At 63.8% G+C, this 23274-nt stretch carries 26 protein-coding genes; 16 read left to right on the top strand and 10 right to left on the bottom strand.

Going from position 1 to position 23274, the window contains the following annotated elements; genetic code table 11:
* The first annotated feature begins 4 nt into the window (after positions 1–4).
* The 7 genes from AC1RT2_RS08220 (at position 5) to AC1RT2_RS08190 (ending at position 6528) form a co-directional block, all read left to right on the top strand.
* Positions 5–1906 (top strand): potassium transporter Kup, encoded by a 1902-nt coding sequence (locus AC1RT2_RS08220; protein WP_493100991.1) that lies wholly within the window; start codon positions 5–7, stop codon positions 1904–1906.
* A 351-nt stretch (positions 1907–2257) separates the two neighbouring features.
* Positions 2258–3409 carry a cell wall hydrolase gene (locus AC1RT2_RS08215; RefSeq protein ID WP_493100989.1) on the top strand — a complete coding sequence of 384 codons (1152 nt, stop codon included), beginning with the start codon at positions 2258–2260 and terminating at the stop codon, positions 3407–3409.
* Between the two features lie 280 nt (positions 3410–3689).
* A complete protein-coding gene (locus AC1RT2_RS08210) occupies positions 3690–4085 on the top strand; it encodes an AtpZ/AtpI family protein (RefSeq protein WP_069059652.1) in 396 nt (131 codons plus the stop codon).
* A 157-nt stretch (positions 4086–4242) separates the two neighbouring features.
* A complete protein-coding gene (locus tag AC1RT2_RS08205) occupies positions 4243–4995 on the top strand; it encodes a F0F1 ATP synthase subunit A (protein WP_069059651.1) in 753 nt (250 codons plus the stop codon).
* A gap of 66 nt (positions 4996–5061) precedes the next feature.
* Positions 5062–5289, top strand: a complete 228-nt coding sequence (locus AC1RT2_RS08200; protein WP_069059650.1) for a F0F1 ATP synthase subunit C — start codon at positions 5062–5064, stop codon at positions 5287–5289.
* 89 nt (positions 5290–5378) lie between these two features.
* Positions 5379–6032: a F0F1 ATP synthase subunit B gene (locus tag AC1RT2_RS08195; protein WP_069059649.1), complete on the top strand. Its 654-nt coding sequence runs from the start codon at positions 5379–5381 to the stop codon at positions 6030–6032.
* A gap of 10 nt (positions 6033–6042) precedes the next feature.
* Positions 6043–6528 carry a F0F1 ATP synthase subunit B gene (locus AC1RT2_RS08190; RefSeq protein ID WP_493100986.1) on the top strand — a complete coding sequence of 162 codons (486 nt, stop codon included), beginning with the start codon at positions 6043–6045 and terminating at the stop codon, positions 6526–6528.
* A gap of 65 nt (positions 6529–6593) precedes the next feature.
* Here the strand turns inward: AC1RT2_RS08190 and AC1RT2_RS08185 are convergent, their stop codons facing one another.
* On the bottom strand, positions 6594–7490 hold the full coding sequence (locus AC1RT2_RS08185; RefSeq protein ID WP_493100984.1) for a DMT family transporter: 897 nt from the start codon (positions 7488–7490) through the stop codon (positions 6594–6596).
* A gap of 81 nt (positions 7491–7571) precedes the next feature.
* Between AC1RT2_RS08185 and AC1RT2_RS08180 the strand changes: the two genes are divergently transcribed.
* Positions 7572–8279, top strand: a complete 708-nt coding sequence (locus tag AC1RT2_RS08180) for a helix-turn-helix transcriptional regulator (RefSeq protein ID WP_493100982.1) — start codon at positions 7572–7574, stop codon at positions 8277–8279.
* A gap of 19 nt (positions 8280–8298) precedes the next feature.
* On the opposite strand, the gene rnhB is transcribed toward AC1RT2_RS08180, so the two are convergent.
* Both rnhB and AC1RT2_RS08170 read right to left on the bottom strand, forming a co-directional pair.
* Positions 8299–8949 (bottom strand): ribonuclease HII, encoded by a 651-nt coding sequence (gene rnhB, locus AC1RT2_RS08175; protein ID WP_493100980.1) that lies wholly within the window; start codon positions 8947–8949, stop codon positions 8299–8301.
* A gap of 267 nt (positions 8950–9216) precedes the next feature.
* Complete coding sequence (locus AC1RT2_RS08170) at positions 9217–10374, bottom strand: PA0069 family radical SAM protein (RefSeq protein WP_493100978.1); 1158 nt, start codon at positions 10372–10374, stop codon at positions 9217–9219.
* A gap of 174 nt (positions 10375–10548) precedes the next feature.
* Between AC1RT2_RS08170 and AC1RT2_RS08165 the strand changes: the two genes are divergently transcribed.
* Positions 10549–11082: a glycosyl transferase gene (locus tag AC1RT2_RS08165; RefSeq protein WP_493100976.1), complete on the top strand. Its 534-nt coding sequence runs from the start codon at positions 10549–10551 to the stop codon at positions 11080–11082.
* Positions 11083–11112: 30 nt separating this feature from the next.
* Here AC1RT2_RS08165 and AC1RT2_RS08160 read toward each other — a convergent pair whose 3' ends face one another.
* The 5 genes from AC1RT2_RS08160 to AC1RT2_RS08140 all read right to left on the bottom strand — a co-directional run bounded on the left by AC1RT2_RS08160 (position 11113) and on the right by AC1RT2_RS08140 (position 16640).
* The gene (locus AC1RT2_RS08160; RefSeq protein WP_493100974.1) at positions 11113–12105 is read right to left on the bottom strand and encodes a calcium-binding protein; all 993 of its coding nucleotides are present in this window, start codon (positions 12103–12105) and stop codon (positions 11113–11115) included.
* Between the two features lie 78 nt (positions 12106–12183).
* Positions 12184–12732: a molybdenum cofactor biosynthesis protein B gene (moaB, locus tag AC1RT2_RS08155; protein ID WP_493100972.1), complete on the bottom strand. Its 549-nt coding sequence runs from the start codon at positions 12730–12732 to the stop codon at positions 12184–12186.
* Complete coding sequence (locus AC1RT2_RS08150) at positions 12719–13618, bottom strand: 4-(cytidine 5'-diphospho)-2-C-methyl-D-erythritol kinase (RefSeq protein WP_493100970.1); 900 nt, start codon at positions 13616–13618, stop codon at positions 12719–12721. Before AC1RT2_RS08150 ends, moaB begins: the two co-directional genes overlap by 14 nt.
* Entirely contained in the window at positions 13619–15460 is a 1842-nt protein-coding gene (locus AC1RT2_RS08145; protein WP_069059639.1) for a tetratricopeptide repeat protein, read from the bottom strand.
* A 163-nt stretch (positions 15461–15623) separates the two neighbouring features.
* The gene (locus AC1RT2_RS08140) at positions 15624–16640 is read right to left on the bottom strand and encodes a polyprenyl synthetase family protein (RefSeq protein WP_069059638.1); all 1017 of its coding nucleotides are present in this window, start codon (positions 16638–16640) and stop codon (positions 15624–15626) included.
* Between the two features lie 108 nt (positions 16641–16748).
* On the opposite strand from AC1RT2_RS08140, the gene AC1RT2_RS08135 reads away from it, so the two are divergent.
* The 6 genes from AC1RT2_RS08135 to AC1RT2_RS08110 all read left to right on the top strand — a co-directional run bounded on the left by AC1RT2_RS08135 (position 16749) and on the right by AC1RT2_RS08110 (position 21288).
* Entirely contained in the window at positions 16749–16970 is a 222-nt protein-coding gene (locus AC1RT2_RS08135) for a putative signal transducing protein (protein ID WP_069059637.1), read from the top strand.
* Positions 16967–17782 carry a tRNA1(Val) (adenine(37)-N6)-methyltransferase gene (locus tag AC1RT2_RS08130; protein WP_493100967.1) on the top strand — a complete coding sequence of 272 codons (816 nt, stop codon included), beginning with the start codon at positions 16967–16969 and terminating at the stop codon, positions 17780–17782. Before AC1RT2_RS08135 ends, AC1RT2_RS08130 begins: the two co-directional genes overlap by 4 nt.
* Positions 17783–17854: 72 nt before the next feature.
* Entirely contained in the window at positions 17855–18730 is an 876-nt protein-coding gene (locus tag AC1RT2_RS08125; protein ID WP_069059635.1) for a S49 family peptidase, read from the top strand.
* Between the two features lie 27 nt (positions 18731–18757).
* Entirely contained in the window at positions 18758–18949 is a 192-nt protein-coding gene (locus AC1RT2_RS08120; protein WP_493100964.1) for a hypothetical protein, read from the top strand.
* A 212-nt stretch (positions 18950–19161) separates the two neighbouring features.
* Positions 19162–20232, top strand: coding sequence for a dTDP-glucose 4,6-dehydratase (locus tag AC1RT2_RS08115; RefSeq protein ID WP_493100962.1), 1071 nt, complete (start codon positions 19162–19164; stop codon positions 20230–20232).
* Positions 20233–20352: 120 nt separating this feature from the next.
* Positions 20353–21288, top strand: coding sequence for a glycine--tRNA ligase subunit alpha (locus tag AC1RT2_RS08110; protein WP_493101266.1), 936 nt, complete (start codon positions 20353–20355; stop codon positions 21286–21288).
* Positions 21289–21295: 7 nt separating this feature from the next.
* On the opposite strand, the gene AC1RT2_RS08105 is transcribed toward AC1RT2_RS08110, so the two are convergent.
* Both AC1RT2_RS08105 and AC1RT2_RS08100 read right to left on the bottom strand, forming a co-directional pair.
* Complete coding sequence (locus AC1RT2_RS08105; protein WP_493100960.1) at positions 21296–22186, bottom strand: alpha/beta fold hydrolase; 891 nt, start codon at positions 22184–22186, stop codon at positions 21296–21298.
* 107 nt (positions 22187–22293) lie between these two features.
* Positions 22294–22491, bottom strand: coding sequence for a hypothetical protein (locus AC1RT2_RS08100; protein ID WP_444798822.1), 198 nt, complete (start codon positions 22489–22491; stop codon positions 22294–22296).
* 231 nt (positions 22492–22722) lie between these two features.
* Here AC1RT2_RS08100 and AC1RT2_RS08095 point away from each other — a divergent pair, with 231 nt between their 5' ends.
* The gene (locus AC1RT2_RS08095; protein WP_493100958.1) at positions 22723–23271 is read left to right on the top strand and encodes a LemA family protein; all 549 of its coding nucleotides are present in this window, start codon (positions 22723–22725) and stop codon (positions 23269–23271) included.
* Positions 23272–23274: the final 3 nt, after the last annotated feature.

Here is a 23274-nt window from a genome sequence, read left to right as displayed (position 1 = left end):
CGCCATGCACTCACACGCCGGTCATGCACCGCAATCCCGCAGCAGGGCGCGCACGCTGTTCGTACTTGCCCTCGGCTCCGTCGGCGTCGTCTATGGCGATATCGGCACGAGCCCGCTCTATGCCTTCCGCGAGGCGCTACGTCCCGTTGCGGATGACGGCGTTTCCCGAATGGAGGTCGTCGGCCTGATCTCGCTGATGATCTGGACGCTGACGATCATCGTCACGCTCAAATACGTGCTCTTCCTCCTGCGGGCCGACAACCACGGCGAGGGCGGTACGCTTTCGCTGCTGGCCCTGTTGGCAAAGACGGCGGGCCGGCGCGCCACCGTGCTGTTCTTCATGGGCGCAGTCGGTGCTGCGCTCTTCATCGGCGATGCGATGATCACGCCGGCGCTCTCCGTTCTGTCCGCTGTCGAAGGCCTCAAGCTGGTGACGCCGACGCTTGCCGATTATGTCGTGCCGATTTCGGTGGTCATCCTCGTCATGCTGTTTGCCGTGCAGTCCTGGGGCACGGCCGCCGTGTCGAAGTTCTTCGGCCCGATCACAGCGGTCTGGTTCATCGTCATGGGCGTTGCCGGTCTCAACCATATCAGCGACGATCTCGGCATCCTCGCCGCCTTCAATCCCTATTACGCCGTGCTCTTCATGATCCATGAGGGCTATGTCGGCCTTGTCGTGCTCGGTGCGGTGTTCCTCACGGTCACCGGCGCGGAAGCGCTCTATGCCGATCTCGGCCATTTCGGCCGCCGGCCCATCCAGTGGGCCTGGTTCTGTCTGGTCTTCCCGGCGCTGACGCTGAACTATCTGGGGCAGGGCGCGCTGGTGCTGGCACATCCCGAGACGATCGAAAACCCGTTCTTCCTGATGTTCCCGAAATGGGCGCTGTTGCCCGTCGTCATCCTTGCGACCGCCGCCACCATCATCGCCAGCCAGGCGGTCATCACCGGCGCCTTCTCGCTGACGCGCCAGGCCATCCATCTCGGCTTCCTGCCGCGCATGGAAATCTTCCACACGTCGGAAACCCAGACCGGGCAGATCTACCTGCCGGGCGTCAATTCGGTTCTGCTCTTCGGCGTGATGGCGCTCGTCTTCATCTTCGGTTCGTCCGAGGCGCTTGCCACGGCCTACGGCATCTCGGTCACCGGCGCGATGGTCGTGACGACGGTGCTCGCCTTCGAATTCCTGCGCAAGCGCTGGCGCTGGACGAAGCTCGCCGCCACCGCTGTGCTGCTGCCGCTCTTCCTGCTGGAACTCACCTTCCTCGGCGCGAACCTGCTCAAGGTGCACGACGGCGGTTACGTGCCGGTGATGATCGCCGCGGGCGTTGTCATCGTGATGTGGACCTGGACGCGCGGCACGCGCATCCTGCGCGACAAGACGCGCCGCATCGAAGTGCCGCTGCCGGCCTTCGTGAAGTCGGTGGAGAGGCAGAGCGCCCATGCGCCGGTGCAGGTTCCCGGCACGGCGATCTTCCTGACCAGCGATCCGGATTTTGCGCCCGCCGCCCTGTTGCACAATCTCAAGCACAATCATGTGCTGCACGAGAAGAATTTCATCCTGACGGTCAAGACGAACAACACGCCGCGCGTCGCGCGTGCCGAGCGCTTCAAGGTCGAGAAGATTTCCGAGCGCTTCTCGCGCATCGAAATGCATTTTGGTTTCATGGAAACGCAGAACGTCTCGCAGGTGCTCGGCCTGATGCGCAAGGCGGGGCACAAGTTCGACATCATGTCGACCTCGTTCTATCTCGGTCGCCGCAAGCTGGTGCCGGATTCTGACTCCGGCATGCCGATGTGGCAGGATCGGCTGTTCATCGGCCTTGCCAATCTTGCGACCGACCCGTCCGACTATTTCCGCCTGCCGACCAATCGCGTGGTCGAACTCGGCTCGCATGTCGTGATCTGAACAACTCCGGCAAAAGTGTACAGCGGTTTTGCGTTCGAAATTGCGCCGGTCATTGACGAAATCGTGAAGGGGTGGTGATGGCCTCCCCCAAAGCGGTTTATCAGCATTAACCAAGCATCAAGGTTAATGCTTCATTTTACCCTGACAACGAGCCGCTTCGGGCCCGTGCTTCGGCGCGGCGGGGCTCCCATACGAACATTTCCGGGCAGGAAGAGACGTCGATCGTCTATCGGCGGCAGGGCCTGCGCATGCGTGCGGAGTAGACAGTTGCGTAAGCGTAGCATTCGTCATGCAGGGACAGGCGGCTTCCTTGAGTCTTTGAAGCAATTCCAGCGGAAATGTGCAGCGGAATTGCGCAGAAAAACCCGGCGGGAATGGACAATCCCGCTCGCCCTTGGCCTTGGCCTCGTCGCCGGCTTCCCCACCCAGGCGGCTCATACGGACCTCGCCACCTATCTCGCCGGGCTCAACCGCAAGGGTGGCAACCAGACCATGGTGCTGACCCGTTCGCCGGCCGGCTCCGTGCACGAGGTCGAGATCGAGTTTGCCGACGCGATGACCACCGGCGGCGTCGAAAGCGGGGCAGGGGTCGAGCTGCCGGGCGGCGTCTCGGCGGCTTTGCGCAGCGAACACAAGGGCCAGGGCGCCATTCCCGACGAGGACCGCGTCAACCGTCGCGACAAGAAGAACCGAATCGTCACCGTCATGCCGGTGCTGCCGCCGAAGGATTTTACCGCAGGCTCGATTCTGGAGCGCACCAGTTCGCTTCTCTCGCCCGCCTTCGACACCGGTGAGCGTATGGCCTTCGCCAAGTCGCAGATCGCCGGCAAGGAAATCGAGATCGCCACGGCGTTCTACAAGAAGACGCCGGTACGCAAGGACCCCGGCGTCTCGCCGATGATCGCGGACCTCGTTACCAACGACAAGGCCGATGTTCTGGCGACCGCCTATGCCCGCGTCGAGCCGGATTACGCCCGGGAATCACCCTTCGATTCGATCCTGAAGCCGAACAAGGAGCTCGGCCGCTTCATTCCCGATATTTCGGCGGAAGATCATGCCTGGGCCGCGACCCCGCTGCCGGCCGAGGTCTTCACCGCCAAGGAACAGAAATGCCTTGCCGAAGGTATCTATTTCGAGGCGCGCGGCGAGGAGCTGAAGGGCCAGGCCGCCGTCGCCCAGGTCATCCTGAACCGCGTGCGCAACCCCGCCTATCCGAACACGATCTGCGGCGTCGTCTACCAGAACGAAAACTGGCGCAACCGCTGCCAGTTCTCCTTTGCCTGCGACCGCATTCCGGACCTCATTCTCTCGCCCTGGCACTGGAAGACCGCCAAGGAGATCGCCATGGCCGTCACGGCCGGCAAGATCTGGTTCGAGGAGGTCGGATCTTCCACCCACTATCACGCGACCTATGTGAACCCGCCGTGGGGCCGCACGATGAAGCGCGTGGCCAAGATCGGCAAGCACATCTTCTACCGTACCTATGGCGGCGGCTGGAGCTGATGGCTTTCGTCTGACGCCGGCCGGGGCTTGCTGAGTCTGCGCCACGGTATGCCCGATTCCCGGGGCGATCTGTCGCGGCCACGGTGGGAATCCTCATAATCTATTGATATATCTCAATATATTTGGTGCGGCACAAAGCTCCGCCATGCCTTGACTATGCTGGCACCTAAAACTATGTTGCGGCCGACTTCGAAAGGGGTCGGATATGGCTTGAATCCTAGCCTTCAATATGTCCGCAATGGGGCGAAAGCTTCGCGGGAAAGCGAGCGAGGAGCGTGCCATGACCGATCAGCAAAAGGAAAGTCTGGAAGACCGGCTGAAACGCCTGGACGCGGAACTCGCGGAACGGCGCAAGGACGACGGGGCGGAAGCAGCCGCCGAGGCACGGGCATCCGAAAGCCGCAAGGGCTACGCGGTTGCCATGAAGCTCTCGAGCGAGTTCGTCGCGGCCGTCATTGTCGGGGCGCTTCTGGGCTATCTTTTGGACCATTTTGCGGGTACACGGCCGTGGGGGATGATCATTCTTCTGCTCCTTGGCTTCTGTGCCGGCGTTCTGAACGTCATGCGCGCGGCTGGCATGGTGGCATCGCCCCATCCGGTCGATAGGCTGGCCGGGCGTGAGCCCGGCAAGGCCGCAGGCGGACGGGACGAAACCAAGACGAAGGACGGTGCCTGAGGGGACTGTTCGGCAAGCAAGACCGGGAAAAGCGCGTAGCGGTTATCATCGGAATTGTGCGGAATAATGAGATAGAGCCTTTTCGTTTTTCGAAGAAAAATGGACAGGCTCCAGGGGTGACTTCCGCCGCAAGGCGGGCAAGCGAGAGAGATACGCGGTGTCAAACGATCCGACCCATCAGTTCCTGGTCAACAAGATTGTTCCGATCGAAATCGGTGGCATCGATTTCTCGTTCACCAACGCTTCGCTGTTCATGGTCGCCACCGTGGCCGCGGGTATCGGCTTCCTCTACTTCACGACCGGCCAGCGCGGCCTCGTTCCGAGCCGCATGCAGTCGGTTTCGGAAATGTCCTATGAGTTCATCGCCTCGATGCTCCGGGAAGGGGCGGGCAGCCACGGGATGAAGTTCTTCCCGTTCGTCTTCTCGCTCTTCATGTTCGTGCTGACCGCCAACATGCTCGGCATGGTGCCGTACTTCTTTACCGTCACCAGCCAGATCATCGTCACCTTCGCACTCGCCATGCTCGTCATCGGCACGGTCGTGGTCTACGGTTTCTACAAGCACGGTTTCGGCTTCCTCAAGCTCTTCGTGCCGTCCGGCGTTCCCGGCATGCTTCTTCCGCTCGTCGTGACGATCGAGGTCATCTCGTTCCTCTCGCGTCCGATCAGCCTCTCGATCCGTCTTTTCGCCAATATGCTGGCGGGTCACATCACGCTCAAGGTCTTCGCCGGCTTCGTCACCTCGCTCAGCGCCCTCGGCGCCGTCGGTGTGGTCGGTTCGATCCTGCCCCTCCTCATGACCGTCGCCCTGACCGGTCTCGAATTCCTCGTGTCGTTCCTGCAGGCCTATGTCTTCGCAGTTCTGACATGCATGTACCTCAACGATGCCGTGCATCCGGGTGGTCACTAAGGAAACAGTCGTTGGCGCCCTCGGGCGCCGCTCATAAGCCGCAACATCCCATTCAAGGAGTTCAACATGGAAGCGGAAGCAGCAAAGTTCATCGGCGCAGGTCTTGCCACGTTCGGTCTCGCCGGCACGGCTCTCGGCCTCGGCAACATCTTCGGCAGCTACCTTGCCGGCGCTCTGCGCAATCCGTCTGCTGCTGACAGCCAGTTCGGCCGTCTCGTATTCGGCTTCGCCGTTACGGAAGCTCTGGGCATCTTCTCGCTGCTCATCGCTCTCCTCCTCCTCTTCGCCGTCTAATACCGGCTGAGGACTGGACCATGGCCCGCAAGGGCCGTGGTCCATCGTACGTTTCGTACAAGATTTGAGAATGCCCCCTGGAGGTCAGCATGTCTGTGACCTTGGCGTCGGCCGAGTCCACCCCTTTCGAAATCGCCCAGGCGGAAACTCCTGCGACAACGCATGAGACCCCTGCGGATACGCATGCGGCTCAGCCGGCAGGCGAAGTGCACACCGAAACGGGTGTTGCTCATGGCGAAGAAGCCGGTTCCGGCGTCTTCCCGCCGTTCGACCAGACCACGTTCGCATCGCAGCTCCTGTGGCTCGCGATCACCTTCGGTCTTTTCTATCTTCTCATGTCGAAGGTTGTCATTCCGCGCATCGGCGGCATCCTTGAGACCCGTCATGACCGCATCGCTCAGGATCTCGACGAAGCGTCGCGCCTGAAGGCCGAAGCGGATGCCGCGATTGCGTCCTACGAGCAGGAGCTTGCGAGCGCCCGCACCAAGGGCAACGCGATCGCTTCGACCGCCCGCGACGAAGCCAAGGCCCGTGCCGACGCCGAACGCGCCAAGATCGAAGCCTCCTTGCAGGACAAGATCGCCGGTGCCGAAACCCGCATCGCCGAGATCAAGGCCAAGGCGCTTGCCGATGTCGGCACGATTGCCGAGGAAACCACGGCAGCCGTCGTCGAGCAGCTGATCGGCGCCAAGGCCACCAAGGCCGAAGTCGCTTCGGCCGTCAAATCGGCCGCAGGCAAGTAAGGAGCGCACCATGGCATTCGACGCAACATTCTATGCCTTTGTCGGCCTCATTCTGTTCCTGGCCCTCATCGCCTACCTCAAGGTTCCGGGCATGATGGCTAAGGGCCTCGACGCCCGCGCTGAAAAGATCCAGAACGAGCTGGCGGAAGCCAAGCGTCTTCGTGAGGAAGCCCAGCACCTGCTCGCCGAGTACCAGCGCAAGCGCAAGGATGCCGAGGCGGAAGCCGCCAGCATCGTCGCCGCCGCTGAGCGCGAGGCAAGCCTGCTGACCGCGGAAGCCAAGCAGAAGACCGAGGAATACGTCACCCGCCGCACGGCGCTCTCCGAGCAGAAGATCAAGCAGGCGGAAGCCGACGCGATCAACGCCGTTCGCGCCGCCGCCGTCGACCTCGCAGTCGCAGCCGCCGAGAAGGTCATCGCCGCCAAGGCCGATGCCGCCACCGGCAAGACGCTGTTCGACAACGCCATCAGCGAAGTAAAGACCCGCCTCAACTGAGGGTCTAGAGCGTGATTTAAAAAGGCCGGCAGCGATGCCGGCCTTTTTGCTGTTTGCGCCTGCCACTACGCCTCCGTCATGCTGGTTGATGCAATGGCGCGCCGCCTATGCCTTGATTTCAAGAGAACGTCGAAGATCACCGCCGCCATCACCAGGCCGCCGCCGATCCAGGTGGCGGTTAGCGGTTGCTCCCCAAAGGCGAGCCACACCCATAGCGGTGCGAGCGGATTTTCCATGCTGCCAATGAGGGCCGAACGGGTGGCCGAGATCAACCGCGTGCCGACCGTCATCAGCAAGAGACCAAGGCCGAACTGCACGGTCCCGAACAGCATCAGGTCGATCATCACCGTCGTCGAGACAGCCATAGGCCGCGCGAACGGCAAAGCCACGAGCGCGCAAAGCAAGGCCGAGAGACAGGCTGCGGGCAGCATCGAGACGTGCCGGTTCTTGCGGATGATCACCATCATGGCCGCATAGGACAGTGCCATCGTCGCGGCGAAGGCATAGCCCATCAGGTGTCCGCCCGACGCCTGTGGGTTGACGATGATCATCACGCCGATCAGGGCGGCGATACTCGCTCCCCATGTGCTCCAGCCTTCCCGCTCACCGGTGAAGACGAGCGCCAGGACGGCCGTCATGAACGGGATGGCCGCATGGATCGTCATCACATCGGCGACCGGAGCGAGGCGAAGCGCGCTGATGAAGCAGATCGTCGCGACGGTGGACAGGACCGTCACCCAAAGACCCGGCATGCCCACGGCCCGGACCACGCCCCACAGGCCGTGCCCATGGCGCCAGGCAATAAAGACCGCGATGGTGAGCCCGCCGAACAGTCCGCGCCAGAACAGGATCGTCCATACGTCCAACGGGATGAGTCTGGTGAAATAACCCGACAAGCTGTAGGCAACCGCCGAGCCGATGATCAACACGGTGCCCAGTCCTCTGTTTTGGTCGTTCTGCATCCTGTCCCTCCCTTGCTTTGGATGCTCTATAGACCGATGCTACTGACACCGTTTTGTCAGTGGTGTTGAGGAGCTCTGACCATGCGCCGCGCCGACCGCCTGTTCGACATCATCCAGGCGCTGCGCGGAACATCGCAGCCGACGACGGCCGCCGCGCTGGCCGAGCGGCTGGAGGTGACGACGCGCACCATCTATCGCGACATCGCCATCTTGCAGGCGCGGCGTATCCCGATCGAAGGCGCACCCGGTCTCGGCTATCTGCTGCGCAAGGGCTTCGACCTGCCGCCCTTGATGTTCACGGTGGAGGAAGTGGAGGCCATTACGCTCGGCGCACATCTGGTCCACCGCATTCGCGACCGCAAACTGCAGGACGCCGCCGAAAGCGTGCTGAGCAAACTCCAGCACACGATCCCGGGAGATCTTCGCAGCTATTTGCTCTCGCCCCGGTTTTTCGTGTCTGAAGGTGATACGGTTCGGCCAGAAGGGATTGAGTTGCTCGACGTCCGCAACGCCATCCGTGACTGCCGGAAAATCCGAATCACCTATCGAGATGAGCAAAATCGCCGTACGCAGCGCACGATCTGGCCGGTCGCCACGGTTTACTACGTCGATGTCACGCTGATTGCGGCATGGTGTGAACTGCGCGGGGACTATCGGCATTTCCGGGCCGATCGCATCGTGAAGTCGGCGGTCCTCGATGCGCACTTTTCCGCCGGCAGTGGCCAGCTGATGGCGGAATGGATGACGAAGCGGACGATGCCGCCGCAAACACCCGAAGGTCGATCCTAAAGCTGACGGTTTCTCAACGTCACTCTTGCCGGAGCGGGCGGAAACTCATGCGGTGCAGGCGGCAGGGGCCGATGGACTCGATGGCATCGCGGTGGACTTGGGTAGCGTAGCCGGCGTGGAGGGCGAAGCCGTAGCCGGGGAAGGTTGCTTCGGCGCGGGCCATCATGCGGTCGCGCATCACCTTGGCGACGATGGAAGCGGCGGCGATGGAGAGCGAGCGGGCGTCGCCCTTGACGACGGCGCGGCCCTCGCAAGCGAGGCCGGGCGGCACGTCGCGGCCGTCGGCTAGCACGAGTTGCGCCTTGACCTCAAGACCGGCGATGGCGCGGCGCATGGCGTCGAGGCTTGCCTTGCGAATATCGATGACGTCGATGCGGCGCGAACAGCTGGAGGCGACCGAGACGAAGGCCGATTGCATGATGAGCGTGAAGAGGAATTCGCGTTTTGCCGCGCTCAACTGTTTCGAATCATTAAGCCCGTCTGGAATGTTTTCCGGATCCAGCACCACCGCGGCGGCCACCACGGGCCCGGCGAGCGGCCCGCGGCCGGCCTCGTCCGTGCCGGCAACCGGCCAGAGGCCGCGCTTGCGGGCAGCAAGCTCCATCGAGAAGTCTGGCCCCTCGGGCAGGTCGAAAAGAAGGCGGGAATCGGAGGATGCGACACGGGACATGCGGCGAACCTCGCACATCCGTCCGATTCCCTGCAAGCCCTCCGGCAGGAGGCGGATGCCGGAGGAGCAACCGGCGCGCCCGGGGAAGACGGGCCGGAAGAGGATTACGCCTTTTCCCGAGCCGTCCGGCCCAACGAAGCTGCGCAGAATTTTCAAACCATGGCCGCGGCTTTGGCGGTATGCAGGCCTTGGCTTTACTTGCCGTGGGACAGGCCGTCTTGTCAGAGTGCCGAACGGGGAAGCTAGTCACCCCCAACCGCTAAGGCATCAGAGCAAGGACAGTTGCACCCCGCTGCCTGACGGCGGTACGAACTGGTCGCTGGCGAGGCTACGGCGGGTGCGTGTCAATCCCAGCCGCTTGCCTGCCATCTCGAAACGCCGGGCGATCTGCCATGCATAGGGGCCGGCACCCTTCATGCGCTTGCCGAACTCGGCGTCGTAATCCTTGCCGCCGCGCATGGAGCGCACCAGCGACATGACGTGGCGGTAGCGATCTGGATAGTTGCGCAGCAACCAGTCGCGGAAGAGCGGGCTGACCTCCAGCGGCAGGCGCAGCAGCACGTAGCTCGCCTCCACAGCGCCAGCCGCCTTGCCCGAATCCAGCACGCGTTCGATTTCGTGGTCGTTGAGGCCGGGAATGATCGGCGCCATCATGATGGCGGTCGGGATGCCGGCTTCGGAAAGTGCGCGGATCGTCTCCAGCCGGCGCGGCGGGGTCGCAGCACGCGGTTCCATGGTGCGGGCGAGTTTGCGGTCGAGCGTGGTGACGGACATGCCGACCCAGGCAAGGCCGCGCGCCGCCATGCGGGAGAGAATGTCGATGTCGCGCATGACCATGGCCGACTTGGTGACGATCGAAACCGGGTGATTGGCCTTGTCCAGCACCTCGAGGATCTGGCGCATGATGCGCCATTCCTTCTCGATCGGTTGGTAGGGATCGGTGTTGGTGCCGATGGCGATGACGCGCGGCTTGTAACCCGGCTTGGAGAGCTCCCGTTCCAGCAGCTTCGGCGCATCCGGCTTGGCGAACAGCTTTGCCTCGAAATCGAGCCCGGCGGAAAGGCCCATGAAGGCATGCGACGGCCGGGCAAAGCAGTAGATGCAGCCGTGTTCGCAGCCGCGATAGGGGTTGATCGAGCGATCGAAGGGGATGTCGGGCGAATCGTTGCGGGTGATGATGGTGCGCGGTTTCTCGATCTGGACTTCCGTGCGGAAGGGCGGCAATTCCTCCAGCGTCTGCCAGCCGTCGTCGAACCCTTCGCGCGTCACCGGCTCGAACCGGCCGGTAAAATTCAGCCCGGCGCCGCGGCCGCGCCGACGATCCACTTCGATGCGCATGCCGGTCTGTGCCAACAGCGCTTCGGCAACGTCTTTCGTGTGGCCGGGCGCGAGTGCACCCTGCCTGAGGTCAGCAAGATCGTTCATGGCTGTCTCCGCGAGGCGATCCCGCCCCTGCTTCAGTGACTATATTCCTATCGCGGGAATGAGAACAATGCAAGAACAAATTTCCGCCCGGCGCTAACCATGCCGCCTAACCATGCGGCGAGATGCCAGGCGAGGTGCGGTGGAAATCGATGTTGCATTGCGGTATTGAAGGGGATGCTGACAATCATCATGGAATGCCGGGACAACGAGGCGGAACTGGCGCAGACATTGTCCGCGCTGGTCGCGGGCGCCGTCGAGGGCGTGGTGCGCGACGTGATCGTGCTCGACCACGGCTCGCGCGACGGCTCCGCCATGGTGGCGGATGCGGCGGGCTGCCGCTTCCTGACGAGCTGGGATATCAAGGATGTGATGCGCTCCGCCCGCGGCGACTGGCTGCTGCTACTGGAGCCTGGTGCCCGGCCAATGACGGGTTGGGTCGATGCGATCGTCGACCATGTCTCGGTCAATGCCGGCCCGGCGCGGTTCCTCGGCTCGCGCAGCCATCGCCGGCCGTTCTTCCAACGTGTTGGCCGAAAAACCCCGCCGCTGGAGCAGGGTTATCTCGTCACCAAGCAACAGGTTTTGGCGTCCATACGCACCGGCATGGCGCTTGCCGATATCGCGGCAGGCAAACGCTCCCGCACGCTCGTTGCGGAAATCGTGCCCGCATGGGCGGTGAAGGCCATGCGGGCGCAAGTCGTGGCTTGACGGGCGTAGGACGGCCGGACGATCTGCGTCCTAGAGCAGGAAATCGCTTGCAATCATGGCGCTGATGCCCTGCACCCCGATCTGGAAATCGGCGCGGCCGTCGCCGGTGATGTCACCGGAAACAATGCCGTCCTTGAAGCGAAGCTGGCCTGCGCTGCTCGAAAAATTGCTGTCACCGATGAAGGTGAAGGCCTGGTTGCCGGCCTGGATGGTGTTTGCGTCGATGTCGCGCACGTCGATCCGGTCACCCTGGCTGCGATTGAAGTCGAGCACGACGTCGCGGTTGGCGCCGACGGCCGATTCGGCGCGGAAGTTGAAGTCGAAGCGGTCGGCGCCGCCATCACCCTGCAGGAGATCGTGGCCGAGGCCGCCGACCAGCACGTCGTTGCCGCCGCGGCCGGCAATCGAGTCGTCGCCGGCAAGGCCGCTGAGCACGTTATTGACGTTGGAGCCGAAGAGCGCGTCGCCGGCATTGGTGCCTTCCGCATTCTCGATGCTGATCAGGGTCTCGAAGCGGTTGGCGGCCGTTTGGGCGAGCCCTTGCTGCAGGTCGATACCGACGCCGGAGCCACCCAGGACCGTATCGTCGTCGCGGGGCAGGAAGCTGATCGAATCGACGCCGCTGCCACCATTGAAGATGTTCTGTTGGCCGACGGAGAAGAAGCTGTCATTGCCGGCCTCGCCGAGATAGGTGCTCTTGAAGGTGCTGACGACGATCTTGTCGTTGCCGTCGCCAGCCCGCACGAGGTCGGCGCGTTCGCTCGAGAAGGAGCCGAAGCCCGTGCCGACATAGGTGTCGTTGCCGGCGCCGAGAAGGATGACATTGCCATCCTCCTTCATGTTGACAACACTGTCGTTGCCCGCGCCCGCATCGACACTGTTGCGGCCGCCGAAGTCGTCGGTGCGGTTGAGGATGATGGTGTCGTCGCCGGCCAGCGCCCGGATGGTCAGTTCGATATTGTTGCTGCTGCCGCCCTGGACGATGCGGTCTGCACCATTGGTTCCGGTGATCGTGCGTGCCATGTTCGCTCTCCTCGTCTCTCTGTTGCCGGGAGAGTCATAGGCGTGGCGAAGGGGGCGCGCAGTGCCCTATGGAACAGGTCAGCCCGCGGTGCGCTTCAGGTGCTCGTCGAGGCGCGGCATGATTTCCACGAAGTTGCACGGCATGTGGCGGTAGTCGAGCTGCGCTTTCAATATGCCGTCCCAGGCATCCTTGCAGGCGCCGGGTGAGCCGGGCAGAACGAAGATGAAGGTGGCGTTCAGCACGCCGCCGGTCGCGCGTGACTGGATCGTCGATGTGCCGATCTTGTCGTAGGAAATGCGGTGAAAAACCGCGGAAAACCCGTCCATGCGCTTTTCGAAGATCGGTTCCAGCGCTTCGGGCGTCACGTCACGGCCGGTAAAGCCCGTACCGCCGGTGGTGATGACGACGTCCACGGCGGCGTCGCGCGTCCAGGCCTCCACCTGCACGCGGATCGCAGCGATATCGTCCGGCACGATGGCGCGTGCGACAAGGCGGTGGCCGGCTTCCTCGATGCGGGCGACGAGCGTGTCGCCGGAGCGGTCCGTTTCGGGCGTGCGGGTGTCCGAGACCGTGAGCACGGCGATGCCGACCGGGAGAAAAGGCCTCGTCTCGTCAATGTGTGCCATCATCGGCTCCAAGCGTGCGGGTGGCGGTGAAGAACCAGGACGGGTGCCGGCGCGAGAGCGCCGTCGCCGCGGCGTCTGCCGCCTGATCGGAAGGGTATAGCGCGAAACAGGTCGCGCCGGAACCGGACATACGCACCAGGGTCGCACCAGTGGCGGCGAGGCTTTCGGAGATCGCGGCGATGTCGGGGCAAAGCGCGCGGGCAGGGGGCTCCAGGTCGTTGCGTAACAGGCTGATCGCCGCCGGCCAGTCGACGGGCGCCACGTCGAGAACGAGCGGCGGATTGTTTTTCGAGGCCAGTGCCTTGAAGACAGCGGGCGTCGAGACCCCGACGAGCGGGTTGGCGAGCACCATGGGCAGGGATGGCATCGGCACCGGCGTGATGTCCTCGCCAACGCCGCGGGCGACGAGCGGCCGGCTGGCAAGGCACATCGGCACATCGGCGCCGAGGCCGAGTGCGATGTCATCAAACTCGGTCTTCGGCACGTCAGCCTGCCACAGCGTGAGAAGACCGCGCAACGTGGCGGCGGCATCCGCCGAACCGCCACCGATACCGGAGGCGATGGGAAGGTTCTTTTCGAGGTGGATGTGGACCGGGGGAGCCACCCGGCCGGCTTCGGCCAGGGCAGCACGCAACCGGTCGCGAGCGCGGGCGACGAGGTTGTCGGCGTCAGCCGCAAGCGCATCGCCAAAACGGCCGGAGAGCGTGAGACGATCTTCCGCCGCCGGCGACAGGCCGATACGGTCGCCGAAGGCGGTGAAGGTCACCAGGCTGTCGAGGAGATGGTAGCCATCCTCGCGCTGGCCGACAACGGCGAGCGCGAGGTTGATCTTGGCCGGGGCCTGCTCGATGACGGCAAAGCCCGGCAGGCTGTCGGCGCGTGGCATTTACGACTTGCGGTCTGTGGCAGCGCCTTCCGGAGAGACATTCTGCACCGGCTTTTCATCCTTCGCTTCAGCGGAGGCGGGCTCGGTCTTCTTCAGTTCCGGCAGGCCGTTCTCGACCTTCAGCTTGATCTTCGGGATTTCCGCTTCTTCCGGCTTCAGGCCAAGCGCGCGGTTCCACTGGAAGGTCGCCTCCAGCTTGCGGCCGACGCGCCAGTAGGCGTCACCCAGGTGGTCGTTGATCGTCGGGTCACCGGCCTTCAGCTCCGCCGCACGCTCCAGTTCCGCCACAGCATCCGAGAAGCGGTTCAGGCGGAAGTAGGCCCAGCCGAGCGAATCGACGATGTAGCCGTCATCGGGCTTCAGGGTGACGGCACGACGGATCATGTCGAGACCCTCGTCGAGGTTCTTGTTCATGTCCACCCAGGAGTAACCCAGATAGTTCAGCACCTGCGGCTGCTCGGGGTTCAGCTCCAGCGCCTTGCGGAAGTTCGGCTCGGCCTTCTCCCACTCCTTCAGCCGCTCATAGGCGATGCCGCGCTGGAAGAAGACACTCCAGTGGTTGCGTGTCGGAACCGAACCGATCGCCTCGACTGCGCGGTCGTAAAGCACCGCCATGTCCTTGTAGTCCTTGGCGTCCGAAAGCACGCTGCCAAGCGCCAGATAGCTGCGCAGATCCGCGGGATCGGCATCGATCAGTTCCTGAAGATGCTTCTTGGCCTCCGGGACCTTGCCCGTATCGGCAAGGTTGAGGCCGAGCTGCAGCTCGGAAATGCGCCGCATCGGCGATTTTTCCGGCACGGCACGATAGTAGTCGATCGCCTTTTGCGGCTTCTTCTGGTTCTCGGCGAGGCCGCCGAGCAGCACCAGCATGTCGTCGCTGTCCGGGTCGAGCGCGCGCGCCACCTGGAGATAGAGCGAGACGATGTCTTCCGCGCCATCGCGGTTGAGTGCCCCGCCAATCGAGAACAGCACGGCGGCGGCACCTTGCGCGGCCGTGCGCACCTGCTGTTCCTGCTTTTCGCCGGCGTCGATGCTCTGGCGCAACGCCTTCAGCGGTGCATAGCTGGTGATGAAGTTGTCACCGACCGAAATCGCATCGAGCGCCTTCTGCTTGTTGCCTTCGCGCGCTTCGAGGCGGGCGAGCGCCATGACGGCACGAATGAATGTGTCGGGTGCCGCACCGGCACCGTTGCGGTCGAGGATCGCCTCGTTGAGGCGTGCGCGCGCGGTCGCCTTGTCACCGGCTGCGGCAGCGAGCGCGCCGGCATGGTAGTTCTTGAAGATGGCAAGCCATTCAGGCCCTTCCATCCCGTTGATCAGCTTGAGCGCCTCCTTCGACTTGCCGTCGCCGAACTTGGCCCAGGCGAGCAGCAGGTCGTTCATCATTTTGTCGAGGTCGTTCGGCCCCTTGTAGACGAGGATCTTTTCCGCGCTCTTGTATTCCCGTTTGCGGATTGCCTCCATGCCGCGCACGACGGAGGTGATGCGCTCGACGGACGAATCGTTCTTCAGCGTGTCGGCGAGCTTCACGCCTTCCTCGAAGTCGCCGTTCATCAGCTGGGTGATCATCAGGCGCTGCTTGACGTCCGGATTGGTCGGGTCGAACTGCAGCGCGATCTTGTACAGCGTGACGGCGGTCTCGTAGTCCTTGTCGAAATCCGCCGTGCGGGCGGCGAGGAACGCGCCGGAGAAGGTGTTGACACCCAAGGGGTCGAACGGCGTTTCCTCGGCGGCAACCGCTGCGGGCTTTTCCTCCGCGAAGGCCGCGAGCGGGCCGGTCAGCACGAGGCTGGCCGCAATCGCCACGCCGGAAAGAAGCCGAAGGAGAAGGGAATGCCGCATCAAAATGCCTTTCCAGCAGGAATGAAATAAGCCCCGGAAGCCGTGCATGACAAATCCTGCCACGATGGCGCCCAAATCAGTCACGGACTCATGACGGTAGAGAATGGCTTTTTTGGCGCGGTGCGGCAAGAAAATCCTGCCGGACCGTTTTGGGCTGTCCCGATCAGCTGACGCGGGCGATGGAGAAGTCGATGACTTCGAGCAGCGCGTTCTTCCAGGGGCTGGCCGGCAAGGGGGCGAGCGCATCGCGGGCAATCATGCCGTAGTGCTGGGCGCGGGCGATCGTGTCCGTCAGGCCACCATAGCGGGTGATTAGGCCGAAGGCACGTTCCAGGTTGGCGTCGTCGCTCTGGCCGCCTTCGATGGCGTCGCGCCAGAAGGCGCGGTCTTCCGCCGTGCCGCGGCGCCAGGCGAGGATGACCGGCAGCGTGATCTTGCCTTCGCGGAAATCGTCGCCGGTGTTCTTGCCGAGATCGGCCGCCTTGCCGCCGTAATCCAGCGCGTCGTCGACGAGCTGGAAGGCGAGGCCGAGATTCATGCCGTAGGATTTCAGCGCATTGCGCTCCGCCTTGGTCGTGCTGGCGATGATCGGGCCGACTTCGGCGGCCGCGGCAAAGAGTGCGGCCGTCTTGGCGCGAATGACCTGCAGATAGTCGTCCTCGGTCGTCTCCATGTTCTTGGCGACGGAGAGCTGCAGCACCTCGCCTTCGGCGATCACGGTCGCAGCTGTCGACAGCACGTCGAGCGCCTCCAGCGAGCCGACCTCGACCATCATCTTGAAGGCCTGGCCGAGCAGGAAGTCGCCGACGAGCACGCTCGCCTGGTTGCCCCAGATCATGCGCGCGGTGGATTTGCCGCGGCGCAGGTCGCTTTCGTCCACCACATCGTCATGCAAAAGCGTTGCCGTGTGCATGAACTCGACGCTCGTCGCGAGCTTGATGTGATGGTCGCCGTCGTAGCCGAACATCGCGGCCGAGGCGAGCGTCAGCATGGGGCGCAAGCGCTTGCCACCGGACGAGATCAGGTGGTTGGCAACCTCCGGAATCATCTGCACGTCGGAACCGGCCTTCGACAGGATGAGCTGGTTCACCCGCTCCATGTCGGCCTTCGTGAGGTCGACGAGCGGCTTGACCGACGCCTGTTTGTTTTTGCCTTCTTCAAGCGGTATCACGACGCCCAAATGCCCGGACTCCTGTTCATTTTTGTTGAAAGACAATAGAAAGCGAGGCTTGCTGCGGCAAGAGGCGAATTGTCCCGCCTCGGCAATAATGGCTGGAAAAAGACCGGAATGATCGAACTGATCCGCACCAACGACGCCGTGCTGCTTTCCTTTGCGGAAAGCCTGATGAAGGAAGCCGGCATCCATTGCCTGATCGCCGACGAGGCGATGAGTATCCTCGAAGGCTCTCTCGGCATGCTGCCGCGCCGCTTCCTGGTCGAGATCGACCGGGAGGATGAGGCACGGCAGATTTTCCAGGATGCGGGGTTGGCGGCGGAGCTGCGCCCGTGAGCGATGCCGGCCCGACGTTCGCGCAGACGGCTGTCACCGAAACCGTCGATGCCTTCCACTACGGCCGGTTCCACGTCGTCCAGCCGAAGGGCATCGGGCACCGCTCCGGCATGGATGCGATGCTGCTTGCCGCCCTTGTCGCCGGTGATGGGCCGATGCGGGTGGCGGATCTTGGCGCGGGTGCCGGGGCCGCCGGCCTTGCCGTTGCCGCGCGCATCGAAAAAGCCGAGGTGCTGCTCGTCGAGCGTTCGCCCCTGATGGCCGAGTTCGCCCGCAAGTCGGTCGCCTTGGCTTCGAATGCTGCCTTCGCCGGGCGTGTTTCCGTTCTGGAGGCGGATGTGTCGCTGTCCGGCAGGGCACGTGTGGCCGCCGGCTTGTCCGACGACGTGCACGACCACGTCATCATGAACCCGCCCTTCAACGATGGCGCCGACCGGCGGACGCCGGACGCGTTGAAGGCCGAGGCGCATGCGATGGATGATGACCTCTTCGAGCGCTGGATCAGGACGGCAAGCGCCATCGTGAAGCCCGGAGGCCAGCTCTCGCTGATCGCCCGGCCGGAATCGATCGCCGACATCATTGCCGCCTGCGGCCACCGCGTCGGCGGCATCGAGATCACGCCCATCCATCCCCGCGCGGGCGAAAGCGCCCACCGTATCCTCGTGACCGCCATAAAGGGTTCGCGCGCGCGCCTCGCCTTGCGCATGCCGCTCGTCATGCATGACGGCCCGCAGCATGCCTTCGCGCCCTTCGTGAACGATCTCAACAATGGGCGTGCCAGCTATCCGCGCCTGTCAAAAACCCGAATTTGAGGGCGCGCCATTGTGTTTTCGCCCGTCGTGCATACATCAGCCGGGCAGATAAACAGGAGACAGGATCGCGTGATGGCCGGATTTTTGAAGACGCTGGTGCCGAAGAGATTTCGCAAGGAAGGTGTCGCAATCCCGGTCGTTAGGCTGAGCGGAGCGATCATGGCGACGGGCAGCCAGTTTCGGCCGCCGCTCAACCTCGCCACGGCGGCACCCGCGCTGGAAAAGGCTTTTGCCTACAAGCAGGCACCGGCGGTGGCGATCTCCATCAATTCGCCCGGCGGCTCGCCGGTCCAGTCGCGCCTGATCTTCCAGCGTATTCGTGAGCTCGCAGCCGAGAACAACAAGCGCGTGCTCGTCTTCGTCGAGGATGTCGCGGCGTCCGGCGGTTACATGATCGCGCTTGCCGGCGACGAGATCTTTGCCGACCCCACCTCGATCGTCGGCTCCATCGGCGTCGTCTCCGGCGGCTTCGGCTTTCCGGAAATGCTGAAGAAGATCGGTGTCGAGCGCCGCGTCTATACGGCCGGCAGCAACAAGGCGATCCTCGATCCGTTCCAGCCCGAGCGCGAGAGCGACATCGAATATCTGAAGTCCCTCCAGCTCGAAATCCACCAGGTCTTCATCGACATGGTGAAGGAGCGTCGCGGCGCAAAACTCGCCGACGACCCGGACCTGTTTTCCGGCCTGTTCTGGACCGGCGGCCGCGGGAAGACGCTCGGCCTGGTCGACGGGCTCTCGGACATGCGCTCGGAGCTGAAGCGGCGCTACGGGCCGAAGACGCGGCTTGAGCTGGTTTCGGCGCCCAAGGGTCTGTTTGGCCGCAAGGCGCCCGGCATCGGGGGGCTTTCCGAGGACATGGCAGGCCGTATAGGTTCGGCTGGCGTCGCGGCGGTCGCCGGGCTCGCGGAAGAAAAGGCGCTGTGGGGCCGCTTCGGGCTTTCCGGATAAGGCGCAATAGTTTTTGGGGGAGGGGCCATGGCCCAGATCATCTTTCTGCTTCTGGTCGTCGGCGTTGCCTGGTTCGGCTACCGCAAGTTCATTGCGGATGCCGAGCGGCTGAGCAAGATCAACAAGCGCGCCCAGGAAGAGCGCCGCACCGGCGCCACCGGCACACTCGTCAAGGATCCGGAAACGGGAGAGTACCGCGTGCGCCGGGACGACGAGTAGCGTTGCGGCACAGCCGCGTGTCGTCGTGGGACCGGAAAAACGAGCCGGTCGTGCCGGCCTGGCACATTAACCATTCTACGTAAGGTTAATATCGGATTTACGCACATGCAGCCTGGGGTTTTACTTGCCCTCGCGCGCAGGAAGACCGATCTAGCGGTCAGGGTCGCCATGAGGGCGCCCCTCTGATGCGCCTGCAATGAACGGAGTAAACCATGGCCTCGCTCGACCTCGACCGGATTCGCACCATCGTCGTGACGGGTGGTGCTGGCTTCGTCGGTTCGCACATCGTCGATGACCTCCTCGCCCATTGCCCGAATGCGCGCATCCGCGTGCTCGATTCCGTCACCTATGCTGCCGACATGTCGCATCTCGATGCGGCCTTCCGCACGGGCCGCGTGACGTTGCAGGAAGGTGACGTCGGCAATCTCGACCTTGTGACCGAGGTTTTGAAGGATGCCGATCTCGTGGTCCATACGGCGGGCGAAAGCCATGTCGAGCGGGCCTTTTCCGTGCCGGAACGCTTCACGCTCGCCAATGCGCTCGGCACCCAGGTTCTGGTCGAGGCGATGGGCCGCCGCCGCGTGCCGCTGATGATCCATATCAGTTCCGCCGAAGTCTACGGCGCCGGCAACGGCCAGCCGATCGGCGAACTTGCGCCGCTTCTGCCCGACAATCCGCACGGCGCCTCGAAGGCCGCCGCGGAAATGCTGATCGCCGGCCTGCGCCGGTCCTTCGATCTCGATATCCGGGTGCTGCGCCCGGTCAACATCGTCGGCACACGCCAGAACGCGGAAAAGCTGCTGCCGCGCTTCATGGAATTTGCGACCGTCGGCCGGCCACTTCCGGTGCATGGCGACGGCGCGCAGAAGCGGGCCTTCGTCACCGCGGCGGATGTCTGTTCGGCGTTGCGCGCCGTCGTTTCCAGCGGCGCGGAAAACGCCACCTACAACGTCGCCGGCGACGAGCTGTACGATGTCCTTTCCATCGCCCGCATGGTGCTCGATACGGTTCAGGATTCCGTTGCTGGCGTCAGTTTCACCGGTGGCCGGCCCGGCAATGTCACCCGCTCGCCGCTCGATACGCAGGCACTGCGCACACTTGGCTGGCGGGCGACGGGTTCGTTGCGCCGCGAGCTTCCGGTGCTTGCGGCCTGGTACGGTTCACGCGTGCCGGGCGGCCTTCGCCGGCAGATGAGCCAGGTGCCGGACTTGGCACCCCAGCGCGTCCAGGCCGTCACGCAGGTTGCCGGATCGGGCCTCTTCCGTTCGCTCGAACGGCATTGAGCGCATTGCAGGCAGCTGCCCGAAACCCTTGACCCCTCGGGCGCATCGTGGCACCAGTCCGCCAGCTTTTCCAAAGAATGCTGGACGAAACCGATGACCTCTGCCGCCCTGCCTGACCATATGAACCCGACCCGCTCCTTCCAGGGGCTGATCCTGACGCTGCACAACTATTGGGCGGACAAGGGCTGTGCGGTGCTTCAGCCCTATGACATGGAAGTGGGTGCGGGCACGTTCCACCCGGCAACGACGCTGCGGGCGTTGGGTCCGCGCCCATGGCGCGCCGCCTATGTGCAGCCGTCGCGCCGCCCGTCCGACGGCCGCTACGGCGAAAACCCCAACCGTCTCCAGCACTACTACCAGTACCAGGTCATCCTGAAGCCGAACCCGTCGAACCTTCAGGAACTCTATCTCGGCTCGCTCGCTGCCATCGGCCTCGATCCGCTGCTGCACGACGTGCGCTTCGTCGAAGACGACTGGGAAAGTCCGACGCTCGGCGCCTGGGGCCTCGGCTGGGAATGCTGGTGCGACGGCATGGAAGTCTCGCAGTTCACCTATTTCCAACAGGTCTGCGGCATCGAATGCTCTCCGGTCGCAGGCGAATTGACCTATGGCCTCGAACGTCTCGCCATGTATGTGCAGGGCGTCGACAATGTCTACGACCTCAACTTCAACGGCCGCGAGGGCGATGAGAAGATCACCTACGGTGACGTCTTCCTGCAGGCCGAGCAGGAATATTCCCGCCACAACTTCGAATTCGCCGACACGGCGATGCTGCACCGCCATTTCATCGATGCGGAAAAGGAGTGCCAGGCGCTGCTCGCCGCCGGCGCGCCGGGCGATGCGGATAACCAGCGCCTGCACAAATGCGTGCTGCCGGCCTATGACCAGTGCATCAAGGCGTCGCACATCTTCAATCTGTTGAATGCGCGCGGGGTCATCTCGGTGACCGAACGTGAACGCTACATTGCGCGCGTTCGCGTTCTGGCCAAGGAATGCGGCGAAGCCTTCCTGCTGACGGATGCTGGCGGCGTGAACTGGACCAAGAGCGCGGCCTGATCTGTGCCTAGCGTCGTCGGCTAAGGTCGAGGACGGCTTGAGCGAAGGCGTCCGGCTTTTCCTGCGGCAGGTTGTGCCCGGCACCGGGAACGATGCGACGCTCATAAGACGCCGTGAAGTGTCGCCTGTCGTGATCGACGGGCGAGGGCGGGTCGACGCCATCGTCGGCCCCCATCAACACGATCGTCGGAACGGTGATATCCGGCTGCCGCGCTAGCCGGGTCTCTATACCCGCCAGTGCCGGATCGCCCGGAATACCGCCGAAGCGATGTCGGTAGGAATGGATGACGATCTCGACGAAATCCGGATTGTCGAAGGCGGTCGCCGAGCGCTCGAACGTCGCCGCGTCGAAACCCCATGTCGGTGACCAGAGTTTCCAGATGAAAGTGCAGAGCCCCCGGCGGTTTTCCCGCAAGGCCCTGCGACCGCGCTCCGAATGAAAATAATACTGGTACCAGTACCGCGCCTCTTCCTCCGGCGCGGCCGGCGTGCCCGCCTGCGCGATGTTCTGGATGTTGTATCCCTGGCCGCAGCTGACGAGCCCCAGCACGCGCTCCGGCCAGAGCGCCGAGACGATGCAAGCGGCCCGCCCACCCCAATCGTATCCGCCAAGATAGGCCCTTTCGATGGACAGCGCGTCGAGCAGGGCGAGGAGGTCCGCGCCGAGCGCCGCCTGCTCGCCGGAGCGGGGCGTCTCTGCGGAGAGAAACCGCGTGGCGCCGAAGCCGCGCAGGAACGGCGAGATGCAGCGATGGCCGGCGGAGGCAAGCGTTTCGCAGACCGCGACATAGGCGTGTCCGTCATAGGGAAAGCCGTGCAGCAACACGGTGGCAGGCCCATCGGCAGGCCCGACCTCGATATAAGCGATCTCGAGAGGCCCGGCGGCGACAGTTTTCATCCCATGGTCCTCCGTCACGGACAGGCAGGCCGCAACGGCGGCACCGCCGTTTCAATATGACCGGCGGGATCGTTTCGGCAAGGGTGGCGGGCAGAGGCAGCGGCGCCTCAAGCGATCGTCGTGACCTTTACGCCGAGTTCCCAGACGGGCTTCAGCGTGGGGAAGGTGCCGGTGGGGAGTTGGCCGGCATAGGTCTGGAGCGCCCGGCGTACACCCTTCGGACGGTCGACCGCAGCGCCCATCGTGTAGGCGAGGAACAGGGCGGTGAAACCGAGAACGTTGATGGTGAGAACGAGGGCTTTCATGACGGTCGCTTCGGGGTTCGTGTTGTTGATGAGCGACTATCGGGCAAAGCGCGCCGCCGCGCGGTTCCCGCGGTGACAGGGTGTGTTCGTGGTGAAGGTTCCCCCTCATCCGGCCCTTCGGGCCACCTTCTCCCCAGCGGGGAGAAGGTGCCGGCAGGCGGATGAGGGGGCTTTCCTGCGCCGGCGCGAATGCTAAGTTCACAGGCAACACACAGAAGGAGCGGAGAACCCATGATCGGTCTGGCAATCGCGGCGGTGGTCGTCATCTACGCCATCATCATCTACAACGGCCTGGTGCGCGCCCGGCAGGTGAAGGAAGAGGCCTGGTCCGGCATCGACGTGCAGCTGAAGCGCCGCGCCGATCTCATTCCCAATCTCATCGAGACCGTGAAGGGCTACGCGAGCCACGAGAAGGAGACGCTGGAAAAGGTCGTCGAGCTGCGCAACCAGGCCCAAGCCGTGCCAGCAGGCGATGTCGCCGGCCGCGCCCAGGCGGAAGGCCTGCTCAGCCAGGCGCTCGGCCGCATCTTCGCCCTTGCCGAGGCCTATCCGGACCTCAAGGCCAACCAGAACTTTGCCGAGCTGCAACAGTCGCTGGAAACGCTGGAGGACGAGATCCAGATGTCGCGCCGCTACTACAACGGTGCCGCCCGCGATCTGAACGTCAAGGTCGAAAGCTTCCCGTCGAACCTCGTCGCCAGCCTCTTCAAATTCATCAAGGCGCCCTATTTTGAGATCGAAAACCCGGCTGACCGGGCCGTGCCGACCGTAAAGTTCTAGATT

It is taken from the genome of Shinella sp. GW821-FHT11G07 (genome assembly GCF_058808115.1).
This window is presented reverse-complemented; position numbering and strand designations above follow the sequence as displayed.